We start from the raw sequence: 22,455 nt of genomic DNA, 5'->3' as shown, positions 1-22,455 counted from the left end.
ATGAATGGTCGAACAGATCGATTTGTTCAACAGTGAATCTGCACAGGGCGGAAATTCCGTGACTGGCTACGATGCTGACGACATTCAAGTGCTCGAAGGGCTGGTTGCCGTACGGAAAAGACCGGGTATGTATATCGGCAGTACCAGCACATCGGGATTACATCATTTGGTGTGGGAAATCGTCGACAATGCGGTCGACGAGCACTTAGCAAAATATTGTTCGAAAATTGACGTTACCTTACATAGAGACAATTCAATTACTGTCTTTGATAATGGTCGCGGTATTCCTACGGGGATGCATAAGACAGGGATTCCAACCCCGCAGGTTGTCTTCACGATACTGCATGCGGGTGGTAAGTTTGGCGGATCTGGGTATAAGAAATCTGGCGGGTTGCATGGGGTTGGTGCTTCGGTTACGAATGCATTATCTGAATGGCTCGAAGTCGAAATTTATCGGGATGCGAAGATTCATCGCCAACGGTTCGAATATTGGGTTGATGCAGACGGGAAAGAACATGTTGGCGAACCACGTTCGGGACTTGAAGTGATCGGGAACACGAACCGTACGGGGACGAAAGTAACATTCAAGCCGGATATTCGTGTATTCCAAGGTGGAATTCAGTTCAATTACGATACATTAGCGGAGAGATTGCAAGAAATTGCTTTCTTGAACTCGGGATTGAAAGTAACGATCAAGGACGAGCGAAGTGATAAGCAAGACGTGTTCTATTATGAAGGCGGCGCGAGTCAATTTGTTCAATACTTGAATGAAGATAAATCGGTATTGCATGATGTGATTCATTTTGCAGCGGAGAGAGAAGAGATTGAAGTCGAAGTCGCACTTCAATACAATGACGGTTATACCGAGACGATTGCTTCATTCGTTAACTCCATTCCGACGCGGGGTGGGGGAACGCATGAGACTGGGTTTAAGACCGCATATACACGTGCGATGAATGAGTACGCGCGTAAGAATAATTTCCTGAAGGAAAAAGAGAAAAATCTCGATGGGAATGATCTTCGTGAAGGTATGATGGCGGTCATTAATATTAAAATGTCTGAAGTTGAATTTGTCGGACAGACGAAGGACCAGCTCGGAAGCGTATCTGCACGTAGTGCGGTAGATGCTGTCGTATCAGATAAAATGGCATTGTTCTTAGAGGAGAATCCTCAGGTCGCTCAGACACTTATTAAGAAAGCTGTTCAAGCTTCGAAAGCCCGTGAAGCCGCACGTAAAGCGCGCGAGGATGTTCGTAATGGCAAAAAACGCAGTGAAAGCTCGAATCTGAATGGTAAGCTGACACCAGCACAATCCAAAGACTATTCACGAACAGAACTCTTTATCGTCGAAGGGGATTCTGCGGGCGGTTCAGCGAAGCAGGGCCGCGATTCGAAGCTGCAAGCAATCCTTCCGCTTAAAGGGAAACCGATGAATCCAGAGAAAGCAAAGCTAGCTGATATTCTGAAGAATGACGAGTATCGTGCCATTATTAGCGCGATTGGCGCTGGCGTTGGAGCAGAGTTCGAGAGCGAAGAGAGCAACTACTCCAAAGTCATTATTATGACGGATGCGGACACAGATGGTGCGCATATTCAGGTATTACTATTGACATTCTTCTATCGGTATATGAAGCCGTTGATTACTTCTGGACGCGTATATATTGCTCAACCGCCGCTATACAAAATCACGCGGAAGACTGGAAAGCTGGAGACGGTGCGGTATGCGTGGACGGATGAGCAGCTAACGAATTATTTGAAAGAATTTGGCAAGAATTACGAACTGCAGCGATATAAAGGACTTGGGGAGATGAACCCTGATCAGCTATGGGAGACGACAATGAATCCAGAGTCGCGTACCTTGCTGCAAGTGCAGATCGAGGATGCTGCGAAGGCAGAGCGCCGCGTATCGACGCTCATGGGCGATAAGGTCGATCCACGTAAGCGATGGATCGTTGAGAACGTTGATTTTACAGAGTTTGAAGAGTAGAAGGGGGAGAACTGATGAGTTTATCGGAACAGTTTTTACCTGCATTTTTAGAAGAAGTTGTCGGTGATCGATTTGGCCGATATTCCAAATATATTATTCAAGACCGTGCCATTCCCGATGTGCGTGATGGGCTCAAGCCTGTACAACGCCGGATTCTGTATGCGATGTATGATTCTGGGAATACGCCGGACAAGCCATACCGCAAATCTGCGAAGACAGTCGGGGACGTTATGGGTAACTATCACCCACACGGGGATTCTTCGATCTATGATGGTATGGTGCGTATGGCACAGCCATGGAAGATGGCGCATATGCTCGTGGATGGACACGGGAACTGGGGATCCATCGATGATGATCCACCAGCAGCGATGCGTTATACCGAAGCAAGACTTTCGCCGATTGCGATCGAGCTGCTTCGTGACATTGAGAAACGTACGGTTCAATTCAAAGATAATTTTGATAATACGACCAAGGAACCTGTCGTCTTACCAGCCCGCTATCCGAATTTGCTCGTCAATGGGGTGAGTGGGATTTCAGCGGGTTTCGCAACAGAGATCCCATCGCATAATCTACGAGAAGTCATTGATGCATGTATCGCGCTGATGGAGAAAGAAGATATGACGGTTGAGGACCTGATGCAGATCGTAAAAGGTCCAGACTTCCCAACCGGTGGGATTATTATGGGTGAGGAAGGAATCCGTGACGCTTACCGTACAGGGAAAGGCCGGATATACGTTCGCTCCAAGACAGAGATTGAAGATTTACGTGGAGGCCGCCAACAAATCGTGATTACGGAAATTCCTTATCAGGTTGTGAAGGTACGCCTTGTCACGGCGATTGAGAACATTCGACTCGAGAAAAAGGTTGAAGGGATCACCGAAGTTCGAGATGAGAGTGGACGCGATGGGATGCGAATTGTAATTGAGCTGAAGAAAGATGCGGATGCGCAAGGCATTCTAGCCTACCTGCTGAAGAAGACGGACCTACAGGTTACATACAACTTCAACATGGTTGCGATTGTGAACAAGACGCCAATGCAGCTTGGCATTCGGTCTATTCTGAGCGCGTACATCGATCATCAGAAAGAAGTTGTGACCCTTCGGACACAGTACGAGCTTGAGAAAGCAGAAGACCGGGCTCACGTGCTCGAAGGCTTGGTGAAGGCGCTCGATATTCTGGATGAAGTCATCGCGACGATCAAGGCATCGAAGAATCGTCAAGATGCGCAGAACAACTTGGTAGCTAAATTCCAATTCACAGAACGCCAAGCAGATGCAATCCTGACATTGCAGCTCTATCGTCTGACGAATCTAGAGATTACATCGCTTGAAAAAGAACATAAAGAATTGATGAAGAAGATCGCTTACTTGCGTTCGATTTTGGATAGCAGCAAGAAGTTGATCGGTGTTATCAAGAATGAATTGTTAGAAATTCGCGAGAAATACGGCATTGATCGCCGTTCTATCATTCAAGGTGAAGTGGAAGAAATTAAAGTGAACCTTGAAGTGATGGTGACACCGGAAGATGTCCTTGTGACCTTGTCGAATGAAGGGTACTTGAAGCGGACGAGCATGCTCTCCTTCACCCGTTCAGGAGGCGAGCTTGAGAGCTCGGGGGTCAAAGAAGGCGATTATGTGAAGTATCTGATGGAAGTGAATACGATTGACTCCATGCTGTTATTTACAGCCAAGGGGCAATACTTCTCCTTGCCTATCCATCAAATTCCAGAGTTCAAGTGGAAAGATAACGGAACGGCTATCGTCAATGTCATTCCTATTGCCAAGGAAGATCGGATCGTGAATATGATCCCGGTCAAGAACTTCGAAGAAGCAGGTCAATCGCTTGTATTCGTCACCAAACGGGGACAGGTGAAGCGGACCGAGTTGAAGGAATATATGACGAATCGTTCGAGTGCGATTGCGGCATGCAAGGTGAGCGATCAAGATGAAGTGATCTCGGTAACCCTTAGCGATGGTGCGAAGGAACTGCTGCTTGTTACGAAGGAAGGCATGAGTATTCGCTTTAAAGAATCTGAAGTGAACGGCATGGGTCGTGTATCCGGCGGTGTTCGAGGCATTCAGCTGAAAGACACGGATGAAGTGGTATCTGCGTTATGGGTCGATAGTGACGAGGGTGAAGTGATTGTTGTCTCAGACCTAGGGTATGGCAAGCGGTCGTTACTCGCTGATTATCCTGTGCAAGGCCGCGGCGGCAAAGGGATTATTACGTTTGAATTCAAAGAGGGCAAACGTGTGCGTCCGAACGGAAGTGAGATCGTAAGGGCATTCTATTGCAGAGAATCATATGTATTGACGGTTGCAACAAGTGAGCATAAGTTGCATACCTTCTCAACCGAGCAGCCACCGATTGATGAACGCAAGTCAGTTGGTAAATCGTTGGTGCCTCTGGATAAGAAAGAGACCATCATTGATATCTGGCGTGTATAGACAGAATTCCATGTCATGAAGAACCCCTAAGTAGGTTTGGGTTAGAGCATAACGTTCTAGCTCCAAACCCGACTTAGGGGTCTTTGATATTCATCGATTGTTTATGTTTTACCGATATATTAATCAAATGGTTTGTGCGGAGGGTCCAAATCTTCTTTTAGCTGCAGTGCAATGTTTAGGATGAGCCACAACGGGGCTGGTTCATCCAATCGATCTAACCACTCAGGGTCCTTAATGAGTCCGGCTTCGATAGCTTTTAAGCCGATTGTACGTTTCTTCAGGTCCATATTGTGAGCCCTCCTTTAACCTTCGCCTGATGCGTTTAAAAACTTTATTACAGCGTTAATGACCTCGATATAGGTTTTTATCACATCTTATGTTAAAAAGTTCAGTTATGTTCCAGTGACACCTTGTGGTATAATTTGGAGAATAAGACGAGCTAGAGCTGCCGCAGAATATGTTCTAGGGGGAGAGGTATCAAATGCATACGTCGGACTTTGTAAAGCTTTGGTCTAAATTATCCAAAGACTATCAAAATCATATGGAGGATCATCTTGCGCCTACATTGACGGAATCTCAACTTGAAGTACTGGAAGTGGTTGCGCAGCATGAGCAGATGAAACCATCCGATCTATTACCGTACTTAGAAACAACACCAGCTGCGATCACGACATTGCTCGACCGGATGGAGAAGAACGAATTAATTGAGCGTGTGCGGGATTCCAATGACCGTCGTATCGTCTGGATTCAGATTACAGACCGCGGCTTGCATGAGAAGAGCCGAGGCTCGCAACTTCGCAACGAATACATAAGTAACGTCTTGAATCGCATCTCGGCTCATAATCAGCAATTATTTATTTATCTATTAGGCAAAATTTCGAATAACGCTTAAGACTCAGCTTGGACTTGCACTGGAACTGCAAGAGAATGAATGTGTTGGTCTAGTTCCTTCTGTTTCTTTTTCAATGCTTGATATGTTGAAACGGATAAGTTGAGTTGATGTTCTTGGATTGTTTTTTCTACCGGCAGGACAACGTATTTACGTGCGTTTCCTTTGCCGGTTTTTTGTGTCCAGGTAAGTTGGGTATCAACATTGCGGATCTCGATTTTGCCGCTAGGGAAGGTCTTCTGAATATCGGCGCTAAAGATGACACCATAGTCCGTATATTCGTCCTTCATGTTCGAGATGAAGTTGCCCATGGAGTAAATGATATATCCCTTACGAATCGATCCATCGGATTCGGTAACTTTGACTTGTTCTAACGGTTGAATGACGTGCGGATGTGATCCCAAGATGATATCTGCACCAGCTTGAATCAGTGACCTTGCAAGCTGTTGCTGGGTGCTATTCGGCTCCCGTTGATATTCAATACCGAAATGCAGCGCAATTACGACGACGTCAGCTCCTGCTTCTCGGAGTGCTCGAATATCTTCCTTGATGCGAAGGGGGCTTAGATGAGAGACGAGATAAGGTTTATCTCTGGGGAGTGTAATCCCGTTCGTTCCGTATGTATAAGCAAGAATGCCCATTTTGATATCGTTTTTCGTCATGATAGTTAATTTCTTGGCTTCCTCCTCGGATGCAGCGGTGCCTTTTGTCACAAATCCTTGTTCTTTCAGTCGCTTTAATGTGCGGATCACACCTACTTCCTTACGGTCCATGGCATGATTATTCGCAGTTGTAACGATGTTGAACCCCGCATATTTGAGCGCTGAGGCCAGCTCTGGCGGTGCATTGAACATCGGAAAACCTGAGTAACGTAAATCGGCACCAGCGATTGGGGTCTCTAGGTTTGCCCAGACGAAATCGCCCTGCTCCAGAATCGGTTTGACTTGTGTGAAATAGGGATTGAAATTGTATTTCCCTGTCGACTTGTTATAATATGCAGGCATTTGCGGCATATGCATCATGACATCACCGACAGCGACAAGTTTGGCTTCCGTCGTATAGGATTCAACAGGTTGATCTTCCTCGGACGAGTCAGGCTGAACAGCCGTATCATCTGGCATCTGCGTCTCAGCCGGTGTTGGAGGCACAGGAAGAGGCTCGACCTGCGCACTTGCATTTGCCTTAGGTTGAGCCTCTTGAGAGGGCATCTGACAGCTTACTAGTAGCAAGATCATCCCTAGAAAGATACAAAAAAGCGCAAGTCTGGACTCGCGCTTATTATGGTTGTTCAAATTAGACATGCAATTCACTCCAACGATTCCATGGGAACATGTCTGGAGGCGAGGAATGAAATAGCAATGGTTCTTTGGTGACCGGATGTGGAAATCCGAGTTCATAAGACCATAGTGCAATTTGCTGCCCCGGCTTATTGAGATGTGCCCCGTATTTTTGATCGCCAATTAATGGACAACCGATTGTATTCATTTGTACACGGATTTGATGAGGACGACCCGTATGAAGCGTAATACGTACCAGACTCATCTGATCCTGTGAGGCCAGTACTTCATAGTCCAAGATCGCTTCCTTGGCATCGCGTGTGCCCTTCGGAACGACGGATACGATATTGGTTCGTACATCTTTGAGTAAATGATGAACCAACTTGCCACGCATGGCAGGGGGGGCCCCATGGACGACTGCCAGGTATTGCTTGTGCAGTGAACGATTGCGTACGTTCTCTGATAATCGTGATGCTGCCTTGGAAGTCTTCGCGAAGACCATTGCGCCACCGACAGGACGATCCAAGCGGTGAACGAGCCCGAGATAGACGTTCCCAGGCTTGTTGTATCGTATCTTAATATCTTCTTTGAGGAGGGTTAGCAGGTCGGGATCGCCTGTTGCATCCTCTTGCGAAGGAATATTAACGGGCTTCTCCACGACGAGCAGATGGTTATCTTCAAATAGTATATGCACAGGCTTCAAAATTAAGCCTCCCAACGACCCAATATACCACAAGGCAAAGTGAGTCCGGAACGGGAAATCGGTAACCCAATTTCACCGGATGTAAGCGTGCCGCCATAGCGTGATTTCATTGTCATGCTAAGCAAATTATGCAGTACGGTCGGTGATAAGCCTGTCGTATACGAGTTCACGAGTATAAACAGAGGGTTGTCCGACATAATCTGTGTGCAGGATTGCAGGAATGGATAGAGGTTGTTCTCTAGCTTCCACATTTCTCCGTTAGGTCCTCTTCCATAGGAAGGAGGGTCCATAATAATCGCGTCGTATTTATTGCCGCGGCGCTCTTCACGCTGCACGAATTTGAAGACATCGTCAGTAATGAAGCGAACAGGGCGCTCGCCAAGTCCAGAGAGTTGAATATTTTCTTTGGCCCATTGGACCATGCCTTTAGCCGCATCGACGTGGCATACTTCAGCACCTGCCGAAGCGCATGCAACAGTCGCTCCGCCCGTATAGGCGAATAGATTCAAGACTTTGATTGGTCGTCCAGCATTCTTGATTTTGTCCATCATCCAGCTCCAATTCACCGCTTGCTCAGGAAATAGACCGGTATGCTTGAAGCTTGTTGGTTTGATATGAAAGGCAAGATCACCGTAACGAACGGTCCAGCGTTCTGGAATTTGCTTCTTCCAATCCCATTGACCGCCGCCTGATGAGCTGCGATGATAGTGACCATGAACTTGACGCCATTCATTCGTTTCTTGATCCAGAGGCCAGATGATCTGAGGATCCGGACGACGCAGGATGATATCTCCCCAGCGTTCCAGCTTCTCACCGTCCCCCGTATCGAGTAGTTCATAATCTTGCCATTGATTTGCTAAATGCATGTTATTGCCCCATCCTTCAGTTAAAGTAGTCTTTGTTGTCATCTTTTTAAGAGGTTGTTCGAAAAGTCATCTTTTGATCACGAAGTATTTCATGGAGCGTATTCGACATCGAATCTTGCGTTCATCCTCGAAGTCCGGTACTCATTTAGGTTTTGCCTAAACTCCGTTCCTTCTGAAAGTTTTTCGCAGAAAAACTCGCTACGGAAGTATTATCCCAAGGATTCTCGCAACCTGAGTTTATGCTTACGATGTACGTTTTCTTCGAAAACGCTCAGGTGCTGAAAAGCCGACTTTTTGAACACGCACTTTAAGATATTTCGCTATTAAATTTGTAGCCTACACCGCGAACGGTGATTACATAAGTAGGGTTAGCTGGATCTGGTTCAATTTTTTTGCGCAAATTGCTGATATGTACCATGAGTGTTCGAGTATCTCCAAAACTCTCCGAGCCCCAGATATGTTGGAAAAGGTGATCGATTTTGACGACGGTGTTCGGTGTCTGTGCTAAATAGACCAATAAATCGAATTCCTTCGTTGAGAGCGATACCGCCCGGCCTTCCTGTCTGACGGATCGACTTGCAAGGTCAATCTCCAGTTGTGGAAAAGATAACACTTGCTGCGGCTGACGTTCACGGTTGATATACGGGAAACGGTTGCGTCTTAATTGTGCCTTGACCCTAGCGACGAGTTGGCTTGGGCTGAAGGGCTTTGTAATATAATCATCGCCGCCAACGGTTAAACCGTGAATAATATCTTGATCCTCGCTCTTACAACTCAGAAAGATGATTGGTACCATGGAGTGTTCACGAATTTCTTGACAAATTTCGATGCCGTCCTTATCTTTCAGTAGAATATCCAATATAATTAAATCCAGCTCGGATGTATTCACAATGTTGAGGGCTTGATCACTGTGATGCGCTACATAAACCTGATATCCTTCTCTTCGTAAATATAAAGAGATGAGTTCTGTTATTTCGATTTCGTCATCGACGATAAGAATGTTCATGGGACCCAATCACTACACCTCCGCTAAAACATTATAGCGAATTGTGGGATGGGAAGGCAATGTATACGTCGAAAATTTAAATAAATTGTGGAAATTTAGGTTTATTCTATTACAATAAGTAAAATGCAGGAGGGAAAAACAGGATTGTTCAGACGTTATCTAGGACTATTTGCATTGCTCTTGGTTTTCTTTCTAACTGGCTTAACCAGCTGCAGTGCAAAGCAGCATACAACACCATTCCCTGTTGCAGAGTCGGGGGTTCTTGATTTAAGAGGCTGGAATTTCGATCAGCAGGGTACCGTGATGATGAAGGGGAAGTGGGAATTCGTGTGGAACAAGCTGCTGGAACCGACGGATTTCAAGAGACAACAGCAGCAGAATTTCATCCAAGTACCAGGTTCTTGGAAGTTCCAGGGCAAGGAGGTATCTCCACAAGGTTATGCTACTTATCGGTTGACGATTCTGCATCATCCGATGGATCGTACCCTTGCGATTCGCATTCCGAATATTTTGACTTCGTATCGGATGTGGTTGAATGGGAAGGAAGTGGCTTCGGCTGGCACAGTAGGAACGTCGGTAGACGATGCGATTCCAGAGCAAATGCCCAAACTTGTATTTATGTCCGGGGACCGTGATCAAGATGAGCTTGTGATTCAAGTTTCTAACTTTCATCACCGAAGAGGTGGGATATGGAAGGAATTTGAATATGGAGCAAGTGAACAAGTCGTACATCATCAATACATTGTCTCATCACGTGACATGCTGATTCTCGGCATCATCCTCATGATGGGTGGATACCATTTCTGGTTGTATTTCTTGCGTAGACAAGAGCGAGCGGCGTTATACTTTGGTCTCGTCTGTATTATTATAGGCGTTCGGATGCTCACAATTGGAGATTGTTTCCTCGTTCAATGGTTCCCTTGGATTCCGTGGCATGTATCCCTTCAAGTAGAATACATTTGTCTTGCGTTAGGACCGGTATGTGGGATGTACTATGTTAGTGAAATGTTTCCGCAGGAAGCCTACCCGCGAATGAATAAGATCTTACTCGTTGTGGCAGGAACCCTGAGTTTATTCGTTCTGGTCACAGAACCGATAGTATTTTCAAAATATATTATTGTTTTCCAAGCATCACTCGGAATTATTGCGATTGTATCTGTCATCATCATGATCCGAGCGGTCAGACATCGTCGTCCTAATGCCGTTCTTGCGCTGGGGGGAGTATTCATCTTCGCAGCTTCTACAATAAATGATGTGCTCTATTACAATGAATTCTGGTACACCGGTGATATTACACATTACGGACTGCTCCTATTCGTTATCATGCAGAGTATGATTGTCTCGAAGCGTGTCTCTCAGATGATGAATGAGTTAGAAGATGTAACAATCGAGTTGCGAGAATTGAATAATAGCTTGGAGACACGGATTGAGAGCCGAACCGTGGAATTGCGGCAGATGAATGCTAGCCTAGAGCAGTCGAATCTGGATTTAGAGCGTATGGAGGATGCAAGGCGAAGGTTGCTTACGAATATATCGCATGATTTGCGTACACCGATGACATTAATTCAAGGGTATCTTGAAGCGCTTCATGATGACATAATCGTAGACCCCGATGAGCGGAAGAAATATATGCAGCTCATGCTGCGCAAAATGACGGGACTGAATCATTTGATCTACGATGTGTTCGAATTATCCAAATTAGAATCTGGACAAGTACCGATTCATATCAAGGAAATGCCCATTGAAGAGTTCATGGATCAAGTAGAACAAACCTATGCATTTGAAGTGGAAAATCGGGGGTTGCATTTTTATAGTGTAAGGCATTTCGAGAATGTCGAGCGAAATCGTCAATTGGTTATCCATATCGATCTGGAGCGGATGTTCCAGGTATTTAACAATTTAGTCTATAATGCGGTGAAATTTACACCGATCGGTGGCGAGATACGCATGCATTTCAGTTATTTGGAGGAGGAGCAGAAGTTCTGTATTCAATGTAAGGATACCGGGATCGGTGTGTCGAAGGAAGATACGGTCAAAATATTCGAGCGTTTCTATAAAAATGATTATTCACGTAATTCGAAGGGTGGGGGAAGCGGGATTGGATTATCAATCGCCAAAGAAATCATAGAGTCCCATCATGGTGCGATTTGGGTCCAGAGTGAACTGGGACAAGGCTGTCACTTCTACATCACGCTGCCAGCAACGTCTTCTAAGGCTATTACATAACATTATTATTCTTTTTTAGTACGTCCATCAACAAGTTAATAGTGTTCTTACGTTTTACATGATCCATCGTATCCAGCATGCGGATCATTTCATGTGTATCTTTGGAGGCTGGGCCGAATGTATCTCCACCGACAATATAATCAAGAGACACCTCGTAAAAAGTTGATAGTTTGATGAGCGTCTCATAGACAGGCTGGCGATTGTTAATCTCATAATGGCTGTAGGCAGAGCGAGTGATTCCGATCGTGCGTGCGACTTCTTCTTGCGAAATTTTCCGTTGCAATCGTAGTTGTCTGAGACGTTCACCCATTGTCATGATTGGCATACTCCTTCATCGTTATTAACGAAAACCTACTATTAGTAATTTATGATACAATTTGTATCGTGTCAAGTGTAAATTCATATAAAATTCAAAATAATATAGTATTAGTTACGTAATGTATCACAAAAAGAGAGCTCTTTGAAGAGCTCTCTTTTTCACGTGAGACTATAGTTTCTTGCCAAGGACATGGGAGAGTGGAATGAAGCCAATATCCCGGCTATCTTTACTATGATTGCGATTGTCACCCATAACAAAGATGTGGTCCTTAGGAACAACGAAGGTTTGTTCCGATAGGTCTAACATCGTCTCCTTAATATAAGGTTCCTTCAGCAATTGGCCATTACGATACACATGATGATCTCGAATCTCCAACGTATCGCCTGGCTTGCCAATCACACGCTTGATGAAGAATATCTCGTGTTCATCATTATGGGTTAGGAAATTGAAGAAAGGGTTGTCCAGAAACTCGTCTGAGAAAGTACGATTTCGGTCGATCCTGCTATCAATAACAACAATATCTCCATAATTCGGGGTCATCGAGAAGGTGTGTGTCCATTTGAGAATGAATAATCGCTCGGTGTCGTGCAGGGTCGGCTCCATGGAGTGTCCACTCACTTTGGTCGGTTGGATAATATACGTGCAAACGAATAGAGCTAGGATGAAGGACACCGCGATAGAGAAAACCCATCGCATGGCCTCTCGAAAGATACGCATACGTACTTGTGCTCCTTTCCATGAGGATAATTATTCTTTATACGTTTCGTACACCAATTAAGTTTCGCAGATCCCGACATGAATCAAAATTGCTTGCGACATTGAACATCACGGTTAAGCCCGCTTTTTCGGCGGATTAACAGATAGATCAGGCAGAAGATGAGTAAAGCGACGAATTCTTCAGCAATTAAATAATAGGGATAGGGTCCCAGAAAATCCAAGATGGATGGTGTATTGGGCTTGTAGGCAAGGAACATATAGTTGGCATCCAAGATCCAGTTCACCGTTCCAACGACAATGACAAGGATTTTCAAGAAGAGCATCGTGATGCCAATCGAACGAAGTCGCGGCCGATAATCCTCGACCCAAGTCATATATAATGAAGCTAGTACAATGGCAAGATGACAGATAAAGAAGTGAAAGTAGATGAAATGCGGATAAGGTACGAGCAAATTGGGCGTCAAGATCGCTTGCATTGCTCCACCGATCCCTGCAAACACCATGATCTGATACAGAAAATAACTGCGAGTCATGAGCATGAGGCACGAAAGATATAACGAAATACTACATAATTCAAGCGGTAAATGAACTTTCAGGTCCCATGTTCCATTTATCGTGTAGATACTATATAAGATGAGTTCCGGAATGATCATTGCGCCAATTATGCCCCAGCGAATCAAGACACGGAAAGGTTGGTTCTGCTGAATGACCCTTCTGGAGAGCCATAGGATAAGCATGAGGGCTAACAGCAGGATGATCCAGACGAGATGCGGCCAATGATACATTCGAAAGCTGGGATCGGACTGAACCGAGGTGTAAATCATAGGATTCAGTTGCACAATAGTTCACTCCTTTTCATTTAAATTCAACTCATTCTTTACAGTTATTGTAGAAGTTCCGTCAGGATGGTGACAGTCCTAACTTTGCATGGTACCTCTTAGGACTTTATCAGCATGCATGCTTAGGGTTGAATGAAACAGGAATGGGTACACTAGGCAGGAAGTGCAGTGATGATGAAATGAAGGAGGCATAGGGATGAACACCCATTCCACACACCTGATCCCGGCGGACCTGGATGAATCGACGATTACACAGCTGCAATCCCTCGAGTCGAAGATTCGGGATAAGACAGGATCTGAAGTTGTCCTGCTTGCTTATCGTTCTACGGAACACGATGCTTCTGATGCAAAGGCACATGTGTAAATTCGAATAATGAAGATCAGGGGTTCAAAGCATAAGTTTTTCCACCAAAAGCAGGAGTCATCCACGTTTCATGGGATGCCGCTTGCTTTTTTGCGTGAGAATGAAGTACTTCAGGTTTGCGCTTTTCGTCAAGGTGGGTTAAAATGATCCTTTCTAACCCTATCATATTGATACAGACTAAGGACGCGCAGGTGACGAGCATGATCGAGATTAAGCAATCCAAGTTAAGCAAAGGCGAATTCAATCGAGGTGTATTCGCAACTTGTGATATACCCAAAGGTGTTATTTTTCATGAAGCACCTGTTCTTCCATATCCGGAAGAAGAGCATAAGCACATCGAGCAGACCGCTCTCGCAGACTATGTATTCGAATTTGGTGTGAACCATTCGGCAGTTCTGTTAGGATACGGAAGTTTATTTAATCATTCTTATGAGCCCAATGCCTCGTATGATCTCAATTTTGATCAACTTACCGTTGATTTCTATGCGTATACGGACATTAAGGCAGGGGATGAGATTCTGATCAACTATAACGGCGAAGAAGACTGTATGGACCCATTGTGGTTCATGGAGGACGCTGCGAAGTCTGAATAGAATATAGAGCATGATGCGAAGAGGCAGAGGGAGATTCCCTTTGCCTTTTTTTGTCATATCATGAGCATTAGTGATTATAACTGAACAAAAATGAAACTATTTTTGCGTATGTAGGAAATATTTGGTTGATTAAATGAACAAAACAGAATATAATTGTGATATTACAGGAATAAATATGAAAATACAGGAGGAATACTGCATGACAATTGAAGGTACAGGCATGTTCGCTGAGGAGCGTCGTGAGAAAATTCTTGCTTTATTGCACCAGCAGAAGCGGGTTTTGGCGAAGGAATTGGCCGAGACCTTCCAAGTATCGATTGATTCAATTCGTCGCGATCTGTCGATGATGGAAGAGCAAGGACTGCTGCAGAAAACGCATGGCGGAGCGATACCTGCGATGAAGGTTCGACAATCGCCCCAGCCGCCGGAACAACGTTATGGAGAAGGTTCACCTGAAGCGAATGCGATTGCGAAATTAGCGGTGTCGTATATACGAGATAAAGATACGATATTTATCGGGAGCGGGTCCATTGCTTATGTGTTGTTACAACATTTGCCTGATCACATACCGCTCACAATCGTGACGAATTGTATGCGTGTAGCTGACGAATTGCGTGAACGGGAGTGGATTGATACGTATTTTGTTGGCGGCTTGGTCAAGGCATCAGGCAATATTACAGATGTGCTCGCTACTGAATTTATACGACAGTTCAAGTTTGATATGAGTTTCGTAACAGGTGGAGGTATATCCGATGAAGGGATTTTCGTGGCTACGCCAGAAGTCGCTGCTTTTGCTCGAACAGTATCGTCGTTATCTCGAAGACGCATTGGTATCGCGACACATCAAGTCTTAGGAATTGATGGGTTTGCGAAAGCGGGTAAGATTGAGGATCTGGACGTCCTCATTACGGATGATAAGGCGGATCGGGAAGTCATTGAACGCATTCAATCGCTGGGCGTGAAGGTGATTACTACGCAAGGGATGGAGAATGATAAGCTCGAATTTACCGTGGAATTCCAGGATCTTAACGGAGTCACGTACTACGAGAATGTATGGGCGCCAAGTTCAGCGGATGCGCAAATGCAAATTCAATTCAGACGTTCTGATGTTCAAGTTAGGGCGGTGACACAAGTGGGTCATCCATAAATCCTAGGTTTCTGCAAGGGGGATCTAATCATGAACGACAATCTATACCATTTGGAAATTCACAAATTGTGCGACATGCTGCATCTTGGAACGATGCTACAAGCTCCTGTAGCGATATCGGGCGGGTTCCTACATCGCATGTATTCCATATCAACCACACACGGAAAATACGCAATAAAAGCCTTAAATCCCCAAATCATGCGAAGACCTGCTGCAATGCATAATTTCATTCACTCAGAACGAATAGCTACGATGGCTGCCAACCATATACCGGCACTTCCAGCGATTCAATCGAATGGATCAGCTATACACGAAATCGATAATCAATTCTTTCTCGTGTTTCATTGGATGGAAGGGAAGAGTCTAAAACCTAGTGAAGTTACGGGTCTCCATTGCGAAAAAATAGGTTCTATCCTGGCAGATATCCATCTGACGGATTTCTCAGCGTTATGCCTAACGCAGGAGGAGTCTCATGTAACGGAAATACATTGGGATGATTATGCTCGACAAGGGCAAGAAAATAACTCGGTGTGGGCGAACCAACTGCTTCAAATCAAGGACTCGTTGTACGTATGGAATGCTGAGGCCAATCATTCAGCACATTTCCTTGCATCAGATCGAATAATTAGCCATAGGGATTTAGATCCTAAAAATGTATTGTGGAATCATGACAAGCCTTTCCTGATTGATTGGGAGTCTGCGGGGGAAATCAACCCTATGCAAGATTTGATTGAAACGGCGCTATATTGGTCTGAAGATGAATTCGGCGACATGGATAAAGACAGATTTCTAATATTTATCCGTAGCTATAAAAAGAAGGTTGGCGCCATTCAAGCGGATTGGCGCAAGGTGTTAGAACATGGTTTTATCAGCAAATTTGGCTGGTTGGAATATAGTTTGAAGCGGTCTTTGTGGTTGGAGTGCTCGGATGAGGAGGAACAGCAGATGGGGACATTGCAAGTAACAACGACGATCAATGCGATTATACGCTATGCGCAAATGATTCCTCATATAGAGAGTTGGTTACATCAGGAGAGTGCTACGATTATACACGAAAGTAATCAGTCATCATAATATCTGATTAAGCTGGTCCAGGTCTGTACTGGAACCAGCTTTTTTGAGATGTTGGACCCTTCAGAATGGTGCACGTAATGTCGGACCTGTGCAGATGACTTCTGCTATGCTAGAAATGTAGAAGGGAGCTTATCATGAATTTGTTGGAGAATATGAATAACGCATTACGGTATGTTGAAGAACACCTGACGCAGGAGATCGATTTTAAGGAAGTCGCGAGAATCGCCATGTGCTCGGAGTACCATTTTAAACGCATGTTTTCATTCTTAGCTAGGGTATCGCTATCGGAATATATTCGCCGCAGACGACTTACGCTTGCTGCATTTGAGCTGAACAATCCTCACAACCGAATTATCGATATTGCGTTGAAATTCGGATATGAATCGCCTGATTCTTTTACAAGAGCATTTCAAAGTTTACATGGCATTACACCATCTGAGGCTAGAAATCGAGGTCAATTGCTCAAATCGTATCCCCCAATGACCTTTCAATTAACGATTCAAGGAGGCAGTGAAATGAACTATAGGATTGTGGAGAAAGAAGCATTTCATATCGTTGGGATCCAGAAAAGAGTTCCGATCATCTTCCATGGCGTGAACCCGGACATTGCTACGATGTGGAATACCTTAGACGAAGCGGCAATTCAAGCGTTGAAGGAGCTGTCGAATATCACGCCACATGGCTTGCTTAGCGCATCCACGAATTTCTCTGAAGAGCGAATGGAGGAGAAGGGAGAGTTAGATCATTATATCGGCGTGGCAACAACGCATCCTTGTCCAGCCCATCTGTCACAGCTTGAAGTCGCACCTTCAACATGGGCTGTTTTCGAAGCAGTGGGCCCATTTCCGGAGACGCTTCAGAACATATGGGGGCGTATCTATTCGGAATGGTTCCCATCTTCAAGCTATGAACTGTCCATCGGGCCAGAGATGTTATGGAACGAGCATAAAGATGTCACATCGCCGAATTATCGAAGCGAAATATGGATTCCTGTCGTGAAAAGATCATAGCATATACGAGAGAGATGCCTGGTTCCAGGCGTCTCTTTTTTAGTTCGATCTCCCTCTGGATGAATACGCTCGTTCCACTTTACAAATTTTGACCTCATAGTGCTCATACCATTCTTTCTTGCCACGCTGCTGGGCGTCGAGATGAGATTCTTCACGTTTCCAATTGCGAATGGCTTCAAGGCTGTCCCAATATGAGATTGTAATCCCTGCGCCTGAAGCGTCTCTTACACTATCTGCGCCGAGAAAACCTGGCTGCACGGAAGCAAGACGGTCCATTTGTTCAGCCATGTCATGATAGCCGTTATCCCCAGGCGTGCGCTGACTTGTAAAGATAACCGCATAATGTGATTCGTTCGGTGCATGTTCGTTGTGATTCAATGGTAGGACTCCTTTTTATAAGAAAATAATTGAATAATTCGATTATACCGATACAATATAGATAACTAAAATGAATGTTTATCAAGTAATACATGAGTAATTTTCATGTATTGTATGGAGGCACGCGTGAATCTGATCAAATACGAGATCTTCAGCAAGGTTGTTGAATGTGAAAGTCTTACAAAAGCCGGAGAGCGATTGAATTTAACCCAATCCGCAGTAAGCCATGCGATTTCAAGCTTGGAACGTGAATTTGGTCTTAGCCTTCTGATGAGGAATCGATCGGGTGTTCAGTTAACGAATAATGGAGAACGCCTCATCCATCCTATTCGAGAGATTTTACAGTTAAATGAGAAGCTGAATCAAGAGATTGCAGCGATTAAAGGGATTGAGAGGGGGACGGTGAAAATAGGAACCTTCTCCAGCGTATCCATTCAGTGGCTGCCTGGGATCATGAAGCAATTTCATGAGCTATTTCCGCTGATCGATATCAAGTTATTCGATGGCAACTATCATGAGATTGAAGCATCGATCGCAACGGGGATCTCGGATTTTGGATTCGTTAATCTTCCGACGACAGATACATCGCTCGAAGTGATCCCTCTTCAACAGGATCGGATGAAGTGTGTATTGCCTGCCAACCATCTGTTATGCAATGAATCCACCATTCGCATCGATCAAATGAAAGATGAGCCTTTCATCATGCCCATTGCAGGATGTGATAACGATATTAAGCGGATTTTCACACAGAACCACATCGTCCCGACCATCAAGTTCGAATTAGAGGACGATCAGGCTATTTTGGCAATGGTACAGAATGGATTAGGCATCAGTATCCTCCCCGAATTGATACTATCCAGCTTTCCACACCATGTTAGTATTCGCCCCTTGGAAGGAGAGCATCATCGTTCGATTGGAATCGCGGTAAAATCATTGAAAGACTGTTCCCCTGCAGCTCGCAAAATGATTGAATTTATTACACGTTGGGTTGATCAATCATACGATTAAAATACAGCTTGAAGTAGGAAGGCGGTAAGTCATGGAGAGAAACGAACTTTCATCCGCACAATATGCAGCCCTGGCATATGTGACGGATTACGCGAGAAATCGTACAGAGGGGGCCCGTCAAACGGTTCATGACATTCTGCAAATGTCGAATATCGGCCTTGATACCTACGAAGATGCTGTCGCTAAAATAAAGTCTCATGCGAGGATTGCGATGCACTTCCATCCTGATCGCTTAGACCCGTCGGATAAAAGTGTTGCAGAAGCGTTATTGGAGCAAGGCGTGTATAAGAGCCAATTCGAGACTTTATTATCCAGTGGCAGTGTATCAGCCTATCCTGGTGGGCATCGTGATTTGTGGGAGGATAGATTATTTGGCGGCGCATATCAACAAGAGGGTACAACGAATAGCGAACGTCCTAAATATGGGGCCCTAGATCTGATGCGTCATCCGGATGGACCGGCTCCGCGCTTTGGCTCATGCTATTTCCTCCTATCCCCGGAGGTTTCTTACCGTAGTACATACACCTATATGGATTCGCATCAAAATCCTGTACAGAAAGGGACCTATGCAGCATTTGATGATATGATGGCGGCGTTACTAGAGGAGATTTTCTTAAGAGATTCTGCGCTAGGAGAACCAAATCTTCGACCACAAAAATTAGTCGACCACCTGCGTGTGAACCTCTTGAACGCCTTCCGTAATCCTTCTAAAATGGAGCCCAAACGTAATCTTAATCACTACATTGAAGCGCAGGTTCATGGGGATATTCGTCTAAAGAACGATGTAGAAATACTTGTTGCTGATCCTTCATTCCAGGGTACGTCGATTGGGCGAATCTTGGAGCAATTATGTGTGCAGTATTCCATTGATCTTTATTGGCATGGGGGTTTTTCGTTGTCGGTGGACGAAGTGCCTTCAGATTTTAGAGGTCCTGCGATGCCCTCTTTGGCTGCACGTATTGCTCATCACGGTTATATCGATGCGAGCATGATTGGCTCAGCTGCTAAGCACTTAAGGCAAGATCCTACAGCTTGGCACGATCGTGGCACTTATGCGGAAGTGCTTCAGGAATTAAAGCTCCTGTGGCATGTTCTAGTGAGGTACGGGAAACCGCACCAAAAGATCCGTGATCTCCGAAAATGAATCTTGATTAACTTCGAAAGCGTACGGGGCGAAGCTTTACCGTCATAGCCTGATACGCCCACTGCGAATACGGGTTTCCCACATGCCATCGCTTCCAGGGCTACCCTGCGTTCATTCAAACGAGTGACGAGCATGAGTGCTTTCAAGTTGTTCACCCCCGAGTCAACGGCTGACGTGATTTACTGGATACCCGTTTGATCGCCGACACAACGGTATGCCAGAGGTTCGCGGCAAGGAGGCCTGCTAGCAAGAACGACAAACCACCGAACATCAAATTGATCCAGATGCTTACGCCAGCCGCAACGATTGCAAACAGCATTTGTTCAATAGGTTTGGCGGGTGACGTAGGGGGATCCGTCAGCATGAAGAACGTAAGAAACAATACCGAGTTAAGAAAAGGAACACGGAACATGTCGCTAACATCGGCTGCCCCGAACAAGGCAATGATTAGATAAACGGAAAAATAGATTCCGAGAAAAGTAAACGTAAGCGGAAATTTACGCACCCTGAATGTGATCCAGTAACCGCCCGCGAGGAGCAGAGGCAGCAACCAGATTGATAGATCGGGCAGCCCACCCCACCAATCCTCACCAGTCGAGAAAAGCAGAAATACGGCAAGCAGTCCGAAAGCTGCAGGATTGAAAATCGGCTTTTTACGGATCATGAGCACATGCTTGGAGACGATCGCGATCACCGCTGCTAGAAGGACAATCGGCCAAGAGGTGGCGGGACTTACTATCAATCCGATAATGATGCCGGTGAGCAGGGCGCCGCTTAGAACAAGCTGCTTTCTTCGCTGAATGCGAATGATTGCATAATCAAGCAGGGTTGAAGCAGCGGCTGCAATCCCTATGTTCACCAAACCGTGATACGAGGCAGTAGCCGTGGAGACAATTACTGCAAGTCCTACGAGCACGATCAGGAGGATTCCTTTTGGTGTGCCGAAGAAATTTGGATTCTTTTTTTTGCGTTTATGATCGTCCGTTTGACGGGACTGATTATTCAAATTGTTGTTATTCATATACATACCTCTTCATTTGATCAGTCATCGTTATATCTAATGTTGAAGAAACAGTCAATCCCTCAAAATTCATGGATTCGATCATCTCCAGCCCGCGCCGCTGTTCCAGCAGAAATACGGCAGTGGAAAGACCGTCGGCGAGCATGGCAAACGGAGCGACTACCGTGCAACTAATCAGTTCGCCGTTAGAATCCTCTGTGTAAGGATTGAGCAGATGGTGTATACCTCCGTCCAATGGACTTCTTCGTTCATAGCTGCCAGAAGTACATACTGCCATATCTGAGATTCGCAGGACGCAGATATTCTGGTCTAATTGCAGTGGATGTTGAACACCGACCTGCCAGGGTTCGTCTCGTTCGTTCCGCCCGCCGGCAAATATATCACCGCCAGCATCTATTAGATACCCATCGTATTTTTCCAGTTCCCGTGTGGCTAAATCGACAGCCAATCCTTTGGCGACAGCCCCCAAATCAAGAAGTAAAGGTTTTATTAGGGTGACGCTCTGTTCTTGATCGTCGATTACAATATCCTGATAAGAAACAGGAGTAGGTGGAATAGGCACTGGCGCAGGGGGGGATCCGGTCAAATAATGTCGGGCAAAGCCTTTGCGCTCTAGCAACTGACCGACGGTCGGATCGAAGATTCCTCCAGTAATCTCGGCCAGCTGTCTAGCGAAGCGAAGTGCTTCAAATAACAGTGGGCTTACGGGTTGTGGAACCCCAGGCTTTAACGAGAGTCGTCTTAGCTCGCTATTGCTGTCAAATCGGCTGCACGTTTCCTCTACATAGCGGAACGCGGCAAAAGCACGATCGATGCTTGCATTCACCGCCTCCGTCGATATCGAAGTGACCGCTTTGATGTTGATGATCGTATCCATACAGACGAAGGAGCGGGTGACGGTGCGTAACGTCTCTATCACGATTGCTCCGCTTGACTGAGCGCGTTGAGCACGGCATTAATGAAGTCCTGTGAGCTGCGCGTTGCTCCGCTTACCGTGTCGATATCAGCGCTTTGGCTTGCAATGACTTCTGCGGGCAAAGAGTCGATGTAACGCTGAGGATACCGTGTTGCGCTGCGTGTGATTTCGACCGCTGCGATTTTCCCCTTCGTGATCGTTACATTCACCTCAACCGTCCCAAATCGGTTGGTCCCGGAGCCGGAGAAAGTACCGTCCTTATATTTCGACATGGGTGCAGATGGCACCGAAGTCGACTGCGTTGCTTGCGCATTTGATAGCGTTGCTTGCGAAGCGAATGACTGTTGAGCATCGTTTCGCGGCTGGGTGACCGAATACCCGGCGGCATATATGATACCGATGGCGGTCGAGCACATTAAGATAAAAGCTTTGCCATTGGCGGCCATACGATCATCTCCATTTCAAATTCTGAATATCACTAATCATAGGATTCGAGTATGAAAAAATCATGAAATTCCCGATAC

23 protein-coding genes are annotated in these 22,455 nt (G+C 45.5%); 11 read left to right on the top strand and 12 right to left on the bottom strand.

Annotated features, from left to right (window positions below; all coding sequences use genetic code 11):
• Positions 1-4: 4 nt before the first annotated feature.
• On the top strand, positions 5-1,987 hold the full coding sequence (gene parE, locus AC3WU2_RS24660) for a DNA topoisomerase IV subunit B (protein ID WP_492457634.1): 1,983 nt from the start codon (positions 5-7) through the stop codon (positions 1,985-1,987).
• A gap of 14 nt (positions 1,988-2,001) precedes the next feature.
• Positions 2,002-4,434 carry a DNA gyrase subunit A gene (gene gyrA / locus AC3WU2_RS24655; RefSeq protein ID WP_492457633.1) on the top strand — a complete coding sequence of 811 codons (2,433 nt, stop codon included), beginning with the start codon at positions 2,002-2,004 and terminating at the stop codon, positions 4,432-4,434.
• Positions 4,435-4,553: 119 nt separating this feature from the next.
• Here gyrA and AC3WU2_RS24650 read toward each other — a convergent pair whose 3' ends face one another.
• On the bottom strand, positions 4,554-4,721 hold the full coding sequence (locus tag AC3WU2_RS24650; protein ID WP_018755412.1) for a hypothetical protein: 168 nt from the start codon (positions 4,719-4,721) through the stop codon (positions 4,554-4,556).
• A 194-nt stretch (positions 4,722-4,915) separates the two neighbouring features.
• Here AC3WU2_RS24650 and AC3WU2_RS24645 point away from each other — a divergent pair, with 194 nt between their 5' ends.
• On the top strand, positions 4,916-5,326 hold the full coding sequence (locus tag AC3WU2_RS24645) for a MarR family winged helix-turn-helix transcriptional regulator (protein WP_018755413.1): 411 nt from the start codon (positions 4,916-4,918) through the stop codon (positions 5,324-5,326).
• Here AC3WU2_RS24645 and AC3WU2_RS24640 read toward each other — a convergent pair.
• The 4 genes from AC3WU2_RS24640 to AC3WU2_RS24625 form a co-directional block, all read right to left on the bottom strand.
• On the bottom strand, positions 5,323-6,624 hold the full coding sequence (locus AC3WU2_RS24640) for a CapA family protein (protein WP_492457632.1): 1,302 nt from the start codon (positions 6,622-6,624) through the stop codon (positions 5,323-5,325). The two genes, AC3WU2_RS24645 and AC3WU2_RS24640, sit on opposite strands and share 4 nt — an antisense overlap.
• Complete coding sequence (locus AC3WU2_RS24635; RefSeq protein WP_492457631.1) at positions 6,617-7,303, bottom strand: RluA family pseudouridine synthase; 687 nt, start codon at positions 7,301-7,303, stop codon at positions 6,617-6,619. The genes AC3WU2_RS24640 and AC3WU2_RS24635 overlap by 8 nt, the downstream gene beginning before the upstream one ends.
• Before the next feature lie 2 nt (positions 7,304-7,305).
• Complete coding sequence (locus AC3WU2_RS24630; protein WP_492457629.1) at positions 7,306-8,169, bottom strand: class I SAM-dependent methyltransferase; 864 nt, start codon at positions 8,167-8,169, stop codon at positions 7,306-7,308.
• Positions 8,170-8,476: 307 nt separating this feature from the next.
• Positions 8,477-9,184 carry a response regulator gene (locus AC3WU2_RS24625; protein ID WP_018755417.1) on the bottom strand — a complete coding sequence of 236 codons (708 nt, stop codon included), beginning with the start codon at positions 9,182-9,184 and terminating at the stop codon, positions 8,477-8,479.
• A gap of 135 nt (positions 9,185-9,319) precedes the next feature.
• Here AC3WU2_RS24625 and AC3WU2_RS24620 point away from each other — a divergent pair, with 135 nt between their 5' ends.
• Complete coding sequence (locus AC3WU2_RS24620; protein ID WP_492457628.1) at positions 9,320-11,401, top strand: sensor histidine kinase; 2,082 nt, start codon at positions 9,320-9,322, stop codon at positions 11,399-11,401.
• Here AC3WU2_RS24620 and AC3WU2_RS24615 read toward each other — a convergent pair.
• The 3 genes from AC3WU2_RS24615 to AC3WU2_RS24605 form a co-directional block, all read right to left on the bottom strand.
• Entirely contained in the window at positions 11,394-11,717 is a 324-nt protein-coding gene (locus AC3WU2_RS24615; protein WP_018755419.1) for a helix-turn-helix domain-containing protein, read from the bottom strand. The two genes, AC3WU2_RS24620 and AC3WU2_RS24615, sit on opposite strands and share 8 nt — an antisense overlap.
• A 171-nt stretch (positions 11,718-11,888) precedes the next feature.
• Complete coding sequence (gene lepB, locus AC3WU2_RS24610; protein WP_379348020.1) at positions 11,889-12,437, bottom strand: signal peptidase I; 549 nt, start codon at positions 12,435-12,437, stop codon at positions 11,889-11,891.
• 83 nt (positions 12,438-12,520) lie between these two features.
• A complete protein-coding gene (locus AC3WU2_RS24605) occupies positions 12,521-13,276 on the bottom strand; it encodes a YwaF family protein (protein ID WP_492457627.1) in 756 nt (251 codons plus the stop codon).
• A gap of 196 nt (positions 13,277-13,472) precedes the next feature.
• On the opposite strand from AC3WU2_RS24605, the gene AC3WU2_RS24600 reads away from it, so the two are divergent.
• From AC3WU2_RS24600 to AC3WU2_RS24580, 5 genes are all read left to right on the top strand, one after another.
• Complete coding sequence (locus AC3WU2_RS24600) at positions 13,473-13,640, top strand: hypothetical protein (protein ID WP_379348016.1); 168 nt, start codon at positions 13,473-13,475, stop codon at positions 13,638-13,640.
• 200 nt (positions 13,641-13,840) lie between these two features.
• Positions 13,841-14,233: an SET domain-containing protein gene (locus AC3WU2_RS24595; RefSeq protein WP_314590064.1), complete on the top strand. Its 393-nt coding sequence runs from the start codon at positions 13,841-13,843 to the stop codon at positions 14,231-14,233.
• Positions 14,234-14,432: 199 nt separating this feature from the next.
• The gene (locus AC3WU2_RS24590; protein WP_492457626.1) at positions 14,433-15,380 is read left to right on the top strand and encodes a DeoR/GlpR family DNA-binding transcription regulator; all 948 of its coding nucleotides are present in this window, start codon (positions 14,433-14,435) and stop codon (positions 15,378-15,380) included.
• Between the two features lie 30 nt (positions 15,381-15,410).
• Positions 15,411-16,454: an aminoglycoside phosphotransferase family protein gene (locus AC3WU2_RS24585; RefSeq protein WP_492457625.1), complete on the top strand. Its 1,044-nt coding sequence runs from the start codon at positions 15,411-15,413 to the stop codon at positions 16,452-16,454.
• Positions 16,455-16,588: 134 nt separating this feature from the next.
• Positions 16,589-17,464 (top strand): AraC family transcriptional regulator, encoded by an 876-nt coding sequence (locus AC3WU2_RS24580; RefSeq protein WP_492457624.1) that lies wholly within the window; start codon positions 16,589-16,591, stop codon positions 17,462-17,464.
• Positions 17,465-17,503: 39 nt separating this feature from the next.
• Here the strand turns inward: AC3WU2_RS24580 and AC3WU2_RS24575 are convergent, their stop codons facing one another.
• Positions 17,504-17,842, bottom strand: a complete 339-nt coding sequence (locus AC3WU2_RS24575) for an antibiotic biosynthesis monooxygenase family protein (RefSeq protein WP_492457623.1) — start codon at positions 17,840-17,842, stop codon at positions 17,504-17,506.
• A gap of 126 nt (positions 17,843-17,968) precedes the next feature.
• On the opposite strand from AC3WU2_RS24575, the gene AC3WU2_RS24570 reads away from it, so the two are divergent.
• Positions 17,969-18,850 carry a LysR family transcriptional regulator gene (locus AC3WU2_RS24570; protein ID WP_492457622.1) on the top strand — a complete coding sequence of 294 codons (882 nt, stop codon included), beginning with the start codon at positions 17,969-17,971 and terminating at the stop codon, positions 18,848-18,850.
• Between the two features lie 31 nt (positions 18,851-18,881).
• Positions 18,882-19,994: a DUF3626 domain-containing protein gene (locus tag AC3WU2_RS24565; protein WP_492457620.1), complete on the top strand. Its 1,113-nt coding sequence runs from the start codon at positions 18,882-18,884 to the stop codon at positions 19,992-19,994.
• Positions 19,995-20,145: 151 nt separating this feature from the next.
• Here the strand turns inward: AC3WU2_RS24565 and AC3WU2_RS24560 are convergent, their stop codons facing one another.
• Genes AC3WU2_RS24560 through AC3WU2_RS24550 form a run of 3 tightly spaced genes read right to left on the bottom strand, consistent with a single transcriptional unit; the run spans position 20,146 to position 22,377 of the window.
• Positions 20,146-21,015, bottom strand: a complete 870-nt coding sequence (locus AC3WU2_RS24560) for an RnfABCDGE type electron transport complex subunit D (protein ID WP_492457619.1) — start codon at positions 21,013-21,015, stop codon at positions 20,146-20,148.
• Positions 21,008-21,934, bottom strand: a complete 927-nt coding sequence (locus tag AC3WU2_RS24555) for an FAD:protein FMN transferase (protein WP_492457618.1) — start codon at positions 21,932-21,934, stop codon at positions 21,008-21,010. The genes AC3WU2_RS24560 and AC3WU2_RS24555 overlap by 8 nt, the downstream gene beginning before the upstream one ends.
• On the bottom strand, positions 21,931-22,377 hold the full coding sequence (locus AC3WU2_RS24550) for an FMN-binding protein (RefSeq protein ID WP_492457617.1): 447 nt from the start codon (positions 22,375-22,377) through the stop codon (positions 21,931-21,933). The genes AC3WU2_RS24555 and AC3WU2_RS24550 overlap by 4 nt, the downstream gene beginning before the upstream one ends.
• Positions 22,378-22,455 lie beyond the last annotated feature (78 nt).

The sequence above is a fragment of the Paenibacillus sp. EB106-05-06-XG162 genome (genome assembly GCF_058791655.1).
Note: the sequence above shows the minus strand (reverse complement) of the source record. Positions and strands in the feature narration are given on the sequence as shown.

Bases quoted from the DNA above. Each gene is read 5' to 3' on its own strand.
- parE (WP_492457634.1), top strand. From the start codon at position 5: ATGGTCGAACAGATCGATTTGTTCAACAGTGAATCTGCACAGGGCGGA.
- gyrA (WP_492457633.1), top strand. From the start codon at position 2,002: ATGAGTTTATCGGAACAGTTTTTACCTGCATTTTTAGAAGAAGTTGTC.
- AC3WU2_RS24650 (WP_018755412.1), bottom strand. From the start codon at position 4,721: ATGGACCTGAAGAAACGTACAATCGGCTTAAAAGCTATCGAAGCCGGA.
- AC3WU2_RS24645 (WP_018755413.1), top strand. From the start codon at position 4,916: ATGCATACGTCGGACTTTGTAAAGCTTTGGTCTAAATTATCCAAAGAC.
- AC3WU2_RS24640 (WP_492457632.1), bottom strand. From the start codon at position 6,624: ATGTCTAATTTGAACAACCATAATAAGCGCGAGTCCAGACTTGCGCTT.
- AC3WU2_RS24630 (WP_492457629.1), bottom strand. From the start codon at position 8,169: ATGCATTTAGCAAATCAATGGCAAGATTATGAACTACTCGATACGGGG.
- AC3WU2_RS24615 (WP_018755419.1), bottom strand. From the start codon at position 11,717: ATGACAATGGGTGAACGTCTCAGACAACTACGATTGCAACGGAAAATT.
- lepB (WP_379348020.1), bottom strand. From the start codon at position 12,437: ATGCGTATCTTTCGAGAGGCCATGCGATGGGTTTTCTCTATCGCGGTG.
- AC3WU2_RS24600 (WP_379348016.1), top strand. From the start codon at position 13,473: ATGAACACCCATTCCACACACCTGATCCCGGCGGACCTGGATGAATCG.
- AC3WU2_RS24595 (WP_314590064.1), top strand. From the start codon at position 13,841: ATGATCGAGATTAAGCAATCCAAGTTAAGCAAAGGCGAATTCAATCGA.
- AC3WU2_RS24590 (WP_492457626.1), top strand. From the start codon at position 14,433: ATGACAATTGAAGGTACAGGCATGTTCGCTGAGGAGCGTCGTGAGAAA.
- AC3WU2_RS24585 (WP_492457625.1), top strand. From the start codon at position 15,411: ATGAACGACAATCTATACCATTTGGAAATTCACAAATTGTGCGACATG.
- AC3WU2_RS24580 (WP_492457624.1), top strand. From the start codon at position 16,589: ATGAATTTGTTGGAGAATATGAATAACGCATTACGGTATGTTGAAGAA.
- AC3WU2_RS24565 (WP_492457620.1), top strand. From the start codon at position 18,882: ATGGAGAGAAACGAACTTTCATCCGCACAATATGCAGCCCTGGCATAT.
- AC3WU2_RS24560 (WP_492457619.1), bottom strand. From the start codon at position 21,015: ATGAATAACAACAATTTGAATAATCAGTCCCGTCAAACGGACGATCAT.
- AC3WU2_RS24550 (WP_492457617.1), bottom strand. From the start codon at position 22,377: ATGGCCGCCAATGGCAAAGCTTTTATCTTAATGTGCTCGACCGCCATC.